Here is a 13,440-nt window from a genome sequence, read left to right as displayed (position 1 = left end):
TAAATGGTGCAACGGCCCTGTGATGAATACCTTCCGTAAGAATAACAAATAATGAACTTGTTAATTATGTGTTTACATTTTGCCGATCTGAGGAGCTAATTCACATGGAAAAGACCAAATCACGCAAGCTGAATATTTCGTTCGAAAGCGATATACGCCTCACCCCGGACCACAAATCGAAAGAAGCGGAGGAGGCAAAGGAACAGTCCGGCAGCGAATCCAAAGGCCGCATTTGGGAATTTATCGCCATCGCCACGATTCCGATCGTGCAGGTGTTCGGCAATTCGATGCTCGTGCCCGTGCTTCCGGAAATGCAGCGGCAGCTTGGAATCAGCAAATTCCAAAGCAGCTTGGTCATATCGATTTTCTCACTGGCCGCCGCTCTCTTCATTCCGGTGATCGGTTATCTGTCCGACCAGTTTGGGCGGAAAATGATCATCATCCCCGCTTTGATCGTCTACGGCGGGGCGGGCGTATTGGCCGGCTTCGGAGCGATTTGGGATTCCTACGGGGTAATTATCGCCGCCAGAGCGGTCCAGGGCATGGCGGCCGCCGGCACCGCTCCCATCGCGATGGCTTTGGTTGGCGATCTCTATAAAGGCGGCATGGAGAGTAAAGCCTTGGGCCTGGTTGAGGCCGCCAACGGGTCGGGGAAAGTGCTTAGTCCGATCATCGGCTCCCTGCTCGTGTTAATCGTCTGGTACGCTTCTTTTTTCGCATTTCCTGCGTTTTGTCTCATTTCTTTGCTTGCTGTCTTGTTTTTGATTAAGGAACCAAAACATGAGCAGAAGCAGGAGCTGAGGAAATACATTCACAAAATTGGAGAAGTTTTCAGCAAAAAAGGCAGTTGGCTAATCACTTGTTTTTTTGCCGGTTCCTTGGGACTGTTCATTTTGTTCGGCGTACTGTTTTATTTGTCCAACATTTTGGAAGACCCGCCTTACAACATAGACGGAGTCGTCAAAGGTTTGATTTTGGCCATTCCCCTGCTTGGCATGGTCATTACCTCCTATACGACCGGGAGTTTGATCAAGAAAAAAGGCACGCTGATGCGCTGGCTCATGAATATCGGGCTGCTTTTGATGACGCTGGCGCTCGGGGCTACGATTTTTTTCTTCAAAAACATTTACTTATTTATCGGCCTGCTTACGGTCAGCAGCATCGGTACGGGTATGCTCCTGCCCTGTCTAAATACGATCATTACCGGGGCGGTGCAAAAAAGCGAACGGGGCATGATCACTTCCCTCTACAACAGCCTGCGTTTTTTAGGAGTCGCCTTCGGACCGCCGTTATTCGGCTGGATGATGGACAAGTCGGATTATCTGGTGTTTATTTCTGTCTCGGTTTTATCGTTGATTACGCTAGGGCTGGTCTTTTTCCTGATCCGGCCGCCGCGCAAAGTCAGCTGAATCCGCTATTCGCTTTTGTCAAAAGATGGGCACCTGCCGGGGGGCAAACGCATAATATGCCTAAGACATTGGATCACAGATAAGTTTAAAGAAATGAGGAGATTGCAAGATGAATAGTACGTTGCGTGCAGTTTGGCCCCCCGAGCTGAGCGACCCGAGCGGACTGCGCCGTCAAGCCCCGGGCGAGGGCAACCGTCAACCGTTGGAGGCAATGAGCCGCGGCCTCACGATGATCATCGATAAAGGATTGGGCAGAAATGCGTTTGCGGATTTTGTCGAGCTGGGTTCTCCCTATGTCGATTGCGTTAAATTCGGCTTTGGCACGACCCCGCTGTACAGCACGGAGCTGCTGCTATACAAGATCAATTTGGCCAAACGGCACGGCCTGATGGTGATGCCCGGCGGTACGATGCTGGAAACGGCCGTTCAGCAAGATGCCGTTCCGGCTTTCTTTGACGCGGTCTGCAGCCTTGGCTTTAACGGGATTGAAGTATCCGACGGCACGATCGAGCTTCCGCGCAAAAAACGCACCGAACTGATTCATGAAGGCAAAAAACACGGACTCCGGGTCGTTACGGAATTCGGCAAAAAGTTGACCGGATCGCTCATCGATGCCACTCATCTGGCGGAGACCCAGGAGGCCGATCTGGAGGCCGGCGCCGAGTTGATGACCGTGGAGGCCCGCGAGTCGGGATGCGGCGTCGGCATTTTCGATGATAATGGCGATTGCCGCATGGAAATTGTCGACAATATTCTCGAATTTGTGCCTGATTCTCGCAGGCTAATGTGGGAGGCCCCGCTGAAGCATCAACAAGTGCTGCTGTTGCGAAAATTCGGCTCGGATGTGCACCTGGGAAATATCCCTCCGGCCGATATTTTGTCGCTCGAGACAATGCGGCGGGGACTGCGCCAGGATACCTTCGAATTTGGCGTTAAGCAAACGGCAGCGAAGGAATTTTTTTACGTGATCTAAACATCGCGCAATATAAGACAGCCTTGGCCTGATCGTTGATGATCGGCCAAGGCTGTTCCCCTAAAAATCGGCTGTCTTTAATTGCTGATACTGGACGTTTCCGCCGCCGATCCCGCCTTGTCATGGTAGAGCATCCAGAGAACGAGGATCACGCTGGCCAGCGCCACCTGCGACAACAGCATAAATCCAATCGAATACTGCCCGGTTACGGAATGGATGTAAGACAACAGCAGCGGCGGGAAAAATCCGCCAAGTCCGCCCATCATCGAAACGATCCCGTTGACGATGCCGGCCTGCTTGTTGAAATATTGCGGCACCAGCTTAAAGATCACCCCGTTCCCGCACCCTGCGGCGATCGCGATAACGAGGCAGCCGACCGTATATAAGGTAAACGTCGGCGAGAAAGCCAGCACGATCGCGGCCAACGTAAAGGCCGAGAAGACGCCGACCAGCAGATACAGCGCGTTAAAGCGGTCCGCCAGCCAACCGCCAACCGGGCGCATGAACGTAGCGAGCGCGATGAAGCCGGCCGTCCGCATCCCTGCGTCAACTTTGTCGAGGCCAAAGTTCGTGACGAGGAAATTGGGCAAATACACGGTAAAAGCGACAAACGAGCCAAACGTAATAAAATAGAGCAGCGAAAACAGCCACAGCTTTTCATTTTTGTACACGCCTTTGATTTGTTCCTTTAACGACGTTTTCACTTTGACTTCCTTACGGTCGCCCAGGAGAAAATTCAGAGCCGCAAACACCAGCAGCACAACCAGATACAGCTTTACGGTCATCGTCCAGCCGATTTGCGTAGCGATAACGGGCGCCGAAAAAGAGGTGACGGCCGTCCCCAAATTCCCTAATCCGTATATGCCGTTCACCAGGCCATGGCGTTCTTTAGGGTAGTATTTCGGAATCGACGTGACGCCGACGGAAAATACGGCGCCGCCGATCCCGAGGAACAATCCGCCAATGATCAGATCCACGTATGACTTCGCTTCGCTGATGTAGTACACCGGAAACAGCAATAAAATGAAGCTGATCAAAAAGACGATCCGGGCCCCAAAGATGTTCGTGTAATAACCGATGGGTATACGCAGTACCGAACCGAGCACGACCGGAATGGCCGTGATGATCGCCACCTTGTCGGGCGGGATGTTGATGTCTTCGCCCATAAACGACACAAGCGAAGAGATGATCACCCATACGGCAAAACCGACGATGAGATTTAACGTTTGCAGTGGTAATTGAACTTTTCTTATCACATAGATCACCTTTCCCATATTACTGAATGAACCATAATCAGATTCCCCACCCGTATCTTAGCGTATAAGTTCCATACGCCTGAATAGGGATTTCCCCTGATCCGCCCAAGAAACTCCCTTATGTAACCATTTCGACACGAAAAAGCCCATAATCATCAATCGATGTTTATGGGCTGCTCATTTTTATATAGGGACTATTCAACAATTAAGTTATACATTTCCCTATACAACTGCTCTTGTTCGGCTTTGCGCATGACCTGCGCGGTCATCGGAAACAGCACCGTTTCTTCCTTAACGAAATGGACGGTCAAGATTTCAAAGGCTTCGCCCGCATCCCGCGAAAGAGCCTTCATTTGCTCAAGCGTGAACTCGCCGTCGGAATAATGAAGGAAATGATCGATGTAGGTGAAGACTTCTTCATGCTCATTTTCGATCGAAACGATCGGGCCTTGCTCATATCCAATATGTTGCCCCAACCTTGGAAAAAAATAGGCCTCTTCCTTCTGAAAATGTTTGCGCAGAGGCGCCTTGAAATCGTTCAGCAGCTTACGTAAACGGACTAACTCACCTTTGGCTTGCTCAGGCGTATACCGGTCATTCTGGAGCCCCAACACGATCGCGTGCCACTCGTTCATCAGATGCGCCAAATAGCGGTGCTCGTTTTCCAGGATGCGCATGGCGGGCGCTTCGCTTTGCAACGTTCCTTGTTCCATGAAATCCAGCCTCCGTTAAAATTCCAGGAGCTTTTTTTTGAGCGCGTATTCCACCAGCTCCGGTCTTGTTTTCAGGTTCAGCTTTTCCATCATTTTCGCTTTGTGGGCTTCCACGGTTTTGACGGAGATATGCAGCATTTCGGCGATCTCCTTATTCCCGTACCCCTTGGCGACGAGCGGCAAAATTTCGATTTCGCGGGTCGATAGCAACTGGTATGGACTGGCTTCATCAAGCTGTTGATTATGGGCGATGAACTCCCGGACAAGGGAGGTGGCAAGTTTGGGATGGATATAAACGCCGCCCTGATACACCATACGAATGGCGGTGACAAGCTGTTCGTCCGGCGAATTTTTCAGCACATAGCCGCGCGCGCCGTTCTTAAGCACATGGAATAAATATTCCTCGTCGTCATGCATCGTCAGAATGATGATCTTGGTTTCGGGAAAATCCTCGTTGATCTTGGCCGTGGCGATCAGGCCGCTTTCCCCGGGAGGCATGCTGAGGTCCATCAGCAGAATGTCGGGCCGGTGCTTGGCGACCATTTTGTACGCTTCCAGGCCATCCGCCGCCGTAGCCACGACTTCCATATCCTCTTGAAAATTGATGATCATCGCAAACCCGCTTCTGACAACGGCATGATCATCCGCAATTAACACTTTCACTGCGCAATCCTCCCAGTCCTTGATGTATTCACTCCGCTTAACCTTTGCTAACAGCCCCTTACCGGGCTTCTCCGAGCGGAACCCTAAGCTGAACCGTTGTTCCTTTGCCCGGCTTCGATTCGACGGAAAGCTCGCCGCCCACGAGCTCCGTCCGCTCCTTCATTCCGTATAAACCAAGCCCGGTACCTTTCGGATCGCGCGTATTGACATTAAATCCATGGCCTTGGTCGGCAACGATCAGCTCCAAGGTACGCTCCGACGCAAACAGCCGGACGTCGATCTCGTCGACATCGGCATATTTCAAGGCGTTTAACACCGATTCCTGGCAAACCCGGTAAACGACCGTTTCAATTTCGCTGTTAAAGCGCCGGCCGCCCAGTTCCGCGTTAAAATGAACCAGCACGCCGTAATTTTTCTCAATCCATTTAAAGTGCGAACGAAAGGCGGCGTCCAGTCCGAGATCGTCCAGCGAGGCCGGCCGCAGCTCCACCGACAGGTTGCGGATTTGTTCCAGCAGCCTGGTCAAGGAAGCCTCGGTTTGCTGTATTTTCTGCAGGGCCTCATCCTGCACCTTGAAATATTTCAATACCCGCAGGTCGACCAGCGAGCTGATCAGTTCCTGAGCTACGCTGTCGTGCAGCTCGCGGGAAATCCGTTTGCGTTCATCCTCCTGCGCTTTAATGATGCTTTTCGTCATCTTGTTGCGGTTGAGCGTCTGCTGCGTCATCCATTGATTCGTCAGATTGCGCAGCATCAACACCCGAATTCCCGATTCCGCATCAACGGTTTGAAAGCTGGCGGAGTATGGGACAACCTCTTTACTTTTGGTCTCCAGAAACAGCTGGAACGAGCTGAAATCCTTCTGTGTATCGGCGAGATAACAATTCAGGCACGACATCAGCTCATCTTCGCTCGTATAGCCCGCGCACGTGAAGCAAAACGAGTTGCTGTCCGGCTCGGCCGGCTGCTCCAGCACCCGGGGATCCAAGATGGCCTCGGCCTGCGGATTCATCGCTATCACCCGGTGCTGCTTATCGAAGAATACAATCGCATCCGAGCTGTGTTCATACAGGCTCATAAGCAATTCGAACGGAATATTCGCAGGCGGCCGGATCACTGGGGTGTCAACTCCTTTACATCAAATTCGCCAAACTTGCCGTGCAGCGCTTCATGCAAATGCCGAAACGCCTCGTCCGTCATGCGCCGTTCCCCACGGTAGCCAACGAGCAGCACGCCTTCCACGCGATCCGCCAAATACAAGGGGATCGCCGCCAGGCTGGTCAGCCGCTCCGAAACGACGATCGGATAATTAAACAGATCCGGCGGATTCAATTCCTTGGCAACGCTGGAAACGAGCATGGGACTGCCGGTCTTGAAGACGATGCCGGCAATCCCTTTTCCCGATTGAAGGACGATGCGTTTATAGCGGTTGTTTAAATTACCCGATACATATTTCCAGGTGAGGACGAAATCGTTCACGGCCGATTCGGCGAAGGCGAGCGATACAAAATCGTAGCCCAATTGCTTTTTTAAGTGATCTATTTTTGCCTGGTACTGACTGGAGGAAGAATTCATATCCACGGCTCCCTAATTCTATTCCAACGATCCAGCTTAATGCTGACGATGCTTCCTATAAAGGATATAGCTTCTCCGGGCATAATTCAAGGGGACGCTCCAGACGTGAACCAGACGGGTAAACGGCCATAGGGCAAAGATCAGGAAGCCCGCCAAAATGTGGATCTGAAACGAAAGCGGAACATCCACCATGTAGGAGGCCTCCGGACGGAAGATCACCAGGTTGCGGAACCAGATCGAAATCGTATCCCGGTAATCGAACTCCGGCTGAACTTTGTTCGTTACCAGGGTGGAGAACATACCCATAAATACGATAAACAGCAGCAACAAGTTTACGATCATATCCGAAGTCGAGCTTAAGCGGCGTACCGTTTTGGTCGTCAGGCGGCGCGCCGTCAATAGCAGCATTCCGGCCAACGTGAAGACGCCGAAGAGCCCGCCGACATACATCGCGCCCATATGGTACAAATGATCGTTCACCCCGATGGCGTTCATCCACGATTTCGGAATGCCCAGACCGGCGATATGGCCCATGATGACCGGAATAATGCCGACATGAAACAGCAGGCTGCCGATCATCAGCTGTTTTTTCTCGATGAATTCGCTGGATTTGGCCGTCCAGTTAAACTGATCGTAGCGGTAGCGGAAAATATGCCCCACCACAAACGTCGCCATGCAAAGATACGGGAAAATGACCCAGATAAACTGATTAATCAGATTCATGTGCTATCACCTCCTGCTGCAGAAGGCACAGCTTAAACGTTTCTCTTAGCGCCTTGATGAGATGATGATAGGGACTCTTATGCTTTTCCAACGATTTCATCAATTGGTACGTTCCGTCTTCCAGCACCGTGATGACCGTATGCATGCCCACCTCGCCTCGCGGATGGTCCAGCCAATCGGCCGCGTACAGAAACTCCAGCATCAGCGGCAAATAATCCGGCAATTCCCGGTCCGCCATTTCCAGCCCAAACATTTCATAAATCGTTTTGAGCGTGGTCAACATCTGCCCGCGTTCTTTGGAGTCCTCGTATTTGGAAAAGGTCATATAAAGCGTTGAGGTTTTCTCGAAATCAAAAGTCCCCACGTAACGCTCCTCGATCTCATCCATGCTGAGCTGAAGCAGTTCTTCCCGGTACTTCATCACCGGTTCCATAATAGAAGGCGGCAAAACCTCATCCCCGCTCTCGAGGATCTGCGAGAAGGTTTGTTTGTCGGGATAGGCCAACTGTCCGGCAAAAAAGCCAAACAGCTCTCTGTGCTCCTGCAATTTCGCCAGATCAATCACGCCAGATCCCCCCGTAAAAGTTTTGTTCGTACAGCTCCCTGCCGCTTTTTCCGGAGTTCGCCGGAACGGCCGGCCCGCAGCCATCGCAATTCATGCCGAAACCTTCCGATCCCTGGGCGCGGTACGGGTCCATGTAACCTTCCTTATGCGAGGTCGGAATGACGAAGCGGTCCTCGTATTTGGCGATCGCCAGCAGCCGGTACATCTCTTCGATCTGCCGGGCGGTGAGTCCGACCCGGGCCAGGCGGCTTTCGTCAAACGGCTGCTTCGAGTACTGCGCCCGCTGATACGAACGCATCATCGCCATGCGCTGCAACGCGATTTTGACCGTGGCCGTATCCCCGGCAGTCAACAGATTGGCCAGATATTGCACCGGTGTTCTCATCTCTTCGATCGCCGGGAAAATCAGGTCCGGATTCTGGATCGAATCCTTGCCCTCGAAATGGCTCATGATCGGGCTCAGCGGCGGAACATACCAAACCATCGGCAAGGTACGGTATTCCGGATGGAGCGGGAACGCCAGCTTGTATTCGATCGCCAGCTTATAAACCGGCGACTGCTGCGCGGCTTCGATCCATTCTTCGGACAGGCCGTCTTGACGGGCTTGCTTGATCACTTCCGGATCATGCGGATCAAGGAACAACCCGAGCTGCGCCTCGTACAAATCCTGCTCATTCGCCGTGGAAGCCGCTTCCTGCACGCGGTCCGCATCGTACAGCAGCACGCCCAGGTAGCGGATGCGTCCGCTGCACGTTTCCGAGCAAACCGTCGGCAATCCCGCTTCGATTCTCGGGAAGCAGAAGGTGCATTTTTCCGCCTTGTTGGTTTTCCAGTTGAAGTAGACCTTCTTGTAAGGACAGCCGGTCATACAGTAACGCCAGCCCCGGCAGGCCTCCTGGTCGACGAGGACGATACCGTCCTCATCGCGTTTATAGATAGCTCCCGACGGGCAGGACGCCACACAGCTCGGGTTCAGGCAGTGCTCGCACAGCCGCGGCAGATACATCATAAACGATTGCTCAAAGTTGAACTTGATCTCCTCTTCAATCTTCTCGATGTTGGGGTCTCTCGGACCGGTAATATGTCCGCCGGCCAGATCGTCTTCCCAGTTTGGCCCCCAGTTCGGCTCCATCGTCTCGCCGGTGAGCACGGATTTCGGACGCGCCGTGGGCTGATGCTTTTTCTCCCCGGAATTCGTCAGCTTCTCGTAATCGTAGGTCCAAGGCTCATAGTAATCTTTCATTTCCGGCATATCCGGGTTGTAGAAAATTTTGCCCAGGGCGATTTTGGACAGCTTGCTGCCGGACTTCAGCTCCAGCTTGCCTTTACGCAGCGTCCAGCCGCCCTTGTAATGCTCCTGGTCCTCCCAGCGCTTCGGATAACCGATGCCCGGCTTCGTCTCCACGTTGTTGAACCACACGTATTCGGCGCCTTCACGGTTCGTCCAGGTGCTTTTGCAGGTAACGCTGCACGTATGGCAGCCGATACATTTGTCCAGGTTCAGCACCATGGCAATTTGCGCTTTAATCTTCAAGCCAGTCGACCTCCTTCAGTTTGCGCACGGCAACGTACACATCCCGCTGGTTGCCGATCGGTCCGTAGTAGTTGAAGCCGTAGCTGAGCTGAGCATAACCTCCGACAAGCTGCGTCGGCTTCAAATGAATGCGCGTAGGCGCGTTGTGGCTGCCGCCCCGCTCCTTGGTGATTTCCGAGCCTGGTACGTTGATGTGTTTATCCTGGGCATGGTACATGAACATCGCGCCTTTCGGCATGCGATGGCTGACCACCGCCCTCGCCGTCACAACGCCGTTACGGTTGTATATCTCCAGCCAATCGTTATCGCCAATTTGATGCTGCTCGGCATCCTCCCGGCTGATCCATACGGTCGGACCGCCGCGGAACAAAGTCAACATGTGCAAATTATCCTGATACGTGCTGTGGATGTTCCATTTGCCGTGCGGCGTCATGTACCGCAACACCAGGGTGTCTTTACCTCCGGCGATCTGCTTGTCGCGGGGGCCGAACACCATCGGCGGCAGCGTCGGCTTGTAAACCGGCAGCGCTTCGCCGAATTGCAGGAAAATCTCGTGATCCAGATAAAAATGCTGGCGTCCGGTCAACGTACGGAACGGCACCAGGCGCTCGATATTGGTAGTAAACGGCGAATACCGCCGCCCCGATTTATTGGAGCCGGTGAACACCGGCGTTGGGATAACCTCGCGCGGCTGGGCCGTAATGTTCGCAAAGGTGATCCGTTCGGCGGCGCGGTCGGCGGAAATATCCTTAAGCTCCACACCGTGTTCCTGCTCGGCGGATTCCCAAGCCCGTTGCGAAACTTTTCCGTTCGTGGCCGAGGACAGATGCAGCACGGCATTGGCCGCATGTCTCGCCGTATGCAGTTTCGGCCGGCCGTTTTTGATCGTCTCGTCAAAATAAGTGCCATTGATAGACTTAAGTTCTTCGTACTCTTCCTTCACCGGGAAGGATACTCCGTGCGCGCCAACCTTGCCGGTTTCCAGATTCGGCCCAAGCGTCACGTACTTATCGTAAATTTTCGTATAATCGCGTTCGACCACGGCGAAGCTTGGCATCGTTTTGCCAAGGACAGGCGCAGTTTCTCCGCGCTTCCAGTCCTTCACCTCGCCGTACGGCTGGGCGATTTCACTCATCGAATCATGTCCGAGCGGTGAGGACACCAGGTCTTTATGCACCCCTGGAAGGTGCTCTTTGGCCATCTCCGACACCACGCCGGCCAGCGTGCGGTAAATATCCCAGTCGGAGCGTGATTCCCACAGCGGATCGATGGCCGGATTAAACGGATGCACGAACGGGTGCATGTCGGTCGAGGAAATGTCGACCTTCTCATACCATGTCGCCGCCGGCAATACGATATCCGCGTACATCGGCGTCGCGGTCATGCGGAAGTCAAGGGATACGAGCAAGTCCAGCTTGCCTTCCACCTCATCACGCCAGACGATTTCTTCCGGCTTCTCCTCCTCGTTGGGCGTCGATAACAGCCCGTTATGCGTCCCCAGCAAATGTTTCATGAAAAATTCCTGGCCTTTGGCCGAGCTGGAAATGAGATTGGAGCGCCAGACGAACAGGGAACGCGGGAAGTTCTCCGGCGCATCCGGGTCTTCTACCGCAAACTTCGTTTCGCCGGAGACAATCTGCTCATAAGCATGCTTAATGATGTCGGCGTTATCCGTTTGACCTTTGGCGGCCGCTTCTGCGGCAAACGCTAAACTGCTTTTGTTGAACTGCGGGTACGACGGCAGCCAGCCGAGACGGGCCGCCAGCACGTTGTAATCCGCCGGATGTCGGTACGGAATGTCCCCGCCCGTCGGCGACTTAAGCGAATCGGCGCTCATCTCCTCGTATTTCCATTGGTCGGTGGCGAAATAGAAAAACGAGGTCGCGTTTTGCAGCCGCGGCGGAGCTTGCCAGTCGCGGGCAAAAGCAATCGACGACCAGCCTTCGATCGGCCGGCATTTCTCCTGGCCGACGTAATGCGCCCAGCCGCCGCCGTTAACGCCCTGCGAAGCCGTTAGCATCACCAGATTCAGAATGGAGCGGTAAATCGTATCGCTGTTAAACCAGTGATTGATGCCCGCGCCCATGATAATCATCGAGCGGCCGCCGGTATCCAGCGCGTTTTGCGCAAACTCGCGGGCGATTTGCACGATAAGCGAGGCCTTGACGCCGGTGACTTTTTCCTGCCAGGCCGGGGAGTAATGCGAGCTTGCATCATCGTATCCGCCAGCCGTATGCGTGGCGCCCTGCCGGTTTACGCCGTATTGGCTGAGCATCAAGTCGTAGACGGTTGCGGCAAGCCGGGTCGATCCGTCGGCCAGGGTAACGGTTTTGGCCGGAATCGAGCGGGTAAATGTGCCGTTGCCGGCGGCATCGAAATAAGGGAACACGATTTCCGTCCACTCCGCCCCGTGATCCTCAACCGAAAGCGCCGGTTTGATGACCGTGCCGTCCTCCCGTTCGAGAATCAGGTTCCACTTCACGTCTTTTTCCCAACGCTGCCCCATCGTTCCGTTCGGAACGGTTAGTTCGCCGGCGGCCTCGTCGAAAATTACGGGCTTCCACTCGGCGTGTTCCGCCTGTTGCCCGAGATCGCTTGCCCGCAGAAAACGGCCGGCTTTGTATTTGCCTTCATGCGAATCAAGCAAAATCAGGAACGGCATATCCGTGTATTGCTTAGCATAGTTCATGAACATCGGCTCCTGCCGCTGTACGTAAAACTCGTCCAAAATGACATGCGTCATCGCCTGCGCAACCGCCGCGTCGGTTCCCGGATGGGGAGCCAGCCAGTTGTCGGCAAACTTGACGTTTTCCGCATGGTCCGGTGCCACGGATACCACTTTGGTCCCTTTATAACGAACCTCTGTCATAAAATGGGCGTCCGGCGTCCGCGTCAACGGCACATTGGAGCCCCACATGATGAGGTAACCGGCATTGTACCAATCGGATGATTCCGGCACATCGGTTTGCTCGCCCCAAATTTGCGGCGAAGCCGGCGGCAAATCGGCGTACCAGTCATAGAAGCTGAGCATTTCGCCGCCCAACAAGGAAATAAACCGCGCACCCGAAGCGTAGCTGATCATCGACATGGCCGGAATCGGCGTAAAGCCGGCGATCCGGTCGGGGCCGTATTTTTTAATGGTATAGATGAGCTGCGCGCCGATAAGACGAGTAGCTTCCTCCCACGTCACGCGCACATGACCGCCCTTGCCGCGAGCCTGTTTATAGGACTTGGCGGCTTCCGGATTTTCCACGATGCTGGCCCATGCCTCCACCGGGTTGTCGTTGTACTTCGCCAGCGCCTCCCGCCACAGCCGCAGCAAACGGCCGCGCATATAAGGATATTTCACCCGTAGCGGGCTGTATTCGTACCACGAGAACGAAGCGCCCCGCGGACAACCGCGCGGTTCGAACTCCGGCATGTCCGGCCCGCAAGACGGATAATCGATTTGCTGGTTTTCCCAAGTGATGATGCCGTTTTTCACGAACACCTTCCAACTGCAGGAGCCGGTACAGTTCACGCCATGCGTCGTCCGCACCACTTTGTCATGCGACCAGCGGCCGCGGTACATGTTCTCCCATTCCCTGCTTTTCTCTTCAACTTTTGACCAGTTTCCCGAAATAGATTCCGCCTTCTTGAAGAAGGTAAGTCCTGATCTTCTTTTCATAGGAAGTATTCACACTCCTTCATCACGAATGAATGCATTTGATCGGGGAATCCAATGGAATTCATTCTGCTCTCTCCATTATCTAGCGGCGCACCTCCATTTTCCCATCAGGGAAATCCCTTAGTATGGAGGTGAAAACCCTAATAAGAAAAACGCCTGACGGCGTCCTTTAATGGCTCTGACTGGCTCTGACTTCTACTTTAGACGCTGCTCTAACGGACACCAGCGACCTTATCCGCCCATTTACACTGCTTCGTTTGGTAAAGCGAGAGTGACGAGCTTCTACGATCAGACAAAAGAGGTATCCTTGCTTGCCAGACAAGCCGAAAACCGATCGTGGCAAGAAACGCGGAAGGGCTTTG

At 53.7% G+C, this 13,440-nt stretch carries 11 protein-coding genes; 2 read left to right on the top strand and 9 right to left on the bottom strand.

Annotated features, from left to right (window positions below; genetic code table 11):
• Positions 1-104: 104 nt before the first annotated feature.
• Positions 105-1,409 carry an MFS transporter gene (locus ACLD72_RS06975; protein ID WP_411002236.1) on the top strand — a complete coding sequence of 435 codons (1,305 nt, stop codon included), beginning with the start codon at positions 105-107 and terminating at the stop codon, positions 1,407-1,409.
• 109 nt (positions 1,410-1,518) lie between these two features.
• Positions 1,519-2,382, top strand: coding sequence for a phosphosulfolactate synthase (comA, locus tag ACLD72_RS06970; RefSeq protein WP_411002237.1), 864 nt, complete (start codon positions 1,519-1,521; stop codon positions 2,380-2,382).
• 77 nt (positions 2,383-2,459) lie between these two features.
• Here the strand turns inward: comA and ACLD72_RS06965 are convergent, their stop codons facing one another.
• The 9 genes from ACLD72_RS06965 to ACLD72_RS06925 all read right to left on the bottom strand — a co-directional run bounded on the left by ACLD72_RS06965 (position 2,460) and on the right by ACLD72_RS06925 (position 13,078).
• Positions 2,460-3,638, bottom strand: a complete 1,179-nt coding sequence (locus ACLD72_RS06965; RefSeq protein ID WP_411002238.1) for a nitrate/nitrite transporter — start codon at positions 3,636-3,638, stop codon at positions 2,460-2,462.
• 194 nt (positions 3,639-3,832) lie between these two features.
• Positions 3,833-4,351, bottom strand: a complete 519-nt coding sequence (locus ACLD72_RS06960; protein ID WP_411002239.1) for a hemerythrin domain-containing protein — start codon at positions 4,349-4,351, stop codon at positions 3,833-3,835.
• Between the two features lie 15 nt (positions 4,352-4,366).
• Complete coding sequence (locus tag ACLD72_RS06955) at positions 4,367-5,014, bottom strand: response regulator (protein ID WP_128633452.1); 648 nt, start codon at positions 5,012-5,014, stop codon at positions 4,367-4,369.
• Positions 5,015-5,072: 58 nt separating this feature from the next.
• On the bottom strand, positions 5,073-6,092 hold the full coding sequence (locus ACLD72_RS06950) for an ATP-binding protein (RefSeq protein WP_411002251.1): 1,020 nt from the start codon (positions 6,090-6,092) through the stop codon (positions 5,073-5,075).
• Positions 6,093-6,127: 35 nt separating this feature from the next.
• Positions 6,128-6,589, bottom strand: a complete 462-nt coding sequence (locus ACLD72_RS06945; RefSeq protein ID WP_411002240.1) for a GAF domain-containing protein — start codon at positions 6,587-6,589, stop codon at positions 6,128-6,130.
• Between the two features lie 36 nt (positions 6,590-6,625).
• Positions 6,626-7,312, bottom strand: coding sequence for a respiratory nitrate reductase subunit gamma (gene narI, locus ACLD72_RS06940; RefSeq protein ID WP_411002241.1), 687 nt, complete (start codon positions 7,310-7,312; stop codon positions 6,626-6,628).
• Entirely contained in the window at positions 7,299-7,877 is a 579-nt protein-coding gene (gene narJ / locus ACLD72_RS06935; protein ID WP_411002242.1) for a nitrate reductase molybdenum cofactor assembly chaperone, read from the bottom strand. The genes narI and narJ overlap by 14 nt, the downstream gene beginning before the upstream one ends.
• Positions 7,870-9,411, bottom strand: coding sequence for a nitrate reductase subunit beta (narH, locus tag ACLD72_RS06930; protein ID WP_411002243.1), 1,542 nt, complete (start codon positions 9,409-9,411; stop codon positions 7,870-7,872). The genes narJ and narH overlap by 8 nt, the downstream gene beginning before the upstream one ends.
• Entirely contained in the window at positions 9,401-13,078 is a 3,678-nt protein-coding gene (locus ACLD72_RS06925; RefSeq protein ID WP_411002244.1) for a nitrate reductase subunit alpha, read from the bottom strand. Before ACLD72_RS06925 ends, narH begins: the two co-directional genes overlap by 11 nt.
• Between the last annotated feature and the right edge of the window lie 362 nt (positions 13,079-13,440).

It is taken from the genome of Paenibacillus lacisediminis, assembly GCF_046567315.2.
The sequence above is the reverse complement of the archived record's forward strand: the minus strand, read 5'-3'. Positions and strand labels throughout refer to the sequence as shown.

Bases quoted from the DNA above. Each gene is read 5' to 3' on its own strand.
- ACLD72_RS06925 (WP_411002244.1), bottom strand. From the start codon at position 13,078: ATGAAAAGAAGATCAGGACTTACCTTCTTCAAGAAGGCGGAATCTATT.
- ACLD72_RS06975 (WP_411002236.1), top strand. From the start codon at position 105: ATGGAAAAGACCAAATCACGCAAGCTGAATATTTCGTTCGAAAGCGAT.
- ACLD72_RS06945 (WP_411002240.1), bottom strand. From the start codon at position 6,589: ATGAATTCTTCCTCCAGTCAGTACCAGGCAAAAATAGATCACTTAAAA.
- ACLD72_RS06950 (WP_411002251.1), bottom strand. From the start codon at position 6,092: ATGAGCCTGTATGAACACAGCTCGGATGCGATTGTATTCTTCGATAAG.
- ACLD72_RS06960 (WP_411002239.1), bottom strand. From the start codon at position 4,351: ATGGAACAAGGAACGTTGCAAAGCGAAGCGCCCGCCATGCGCATCCTG.
- narI (WP_411002241.1), bottom strand. From the start codon at position 7,312: ATGAATCTGATTAATCAGTTTATCTGGGTCATTTTCCCGTATCTTTGC.
- comA (WP_411002237.1), top strand. From the start codon at position 1,519: ATGAATAGTACGTTGCGTGCAGTTTGGCCCCCCGAGCTGAGCGACCCG.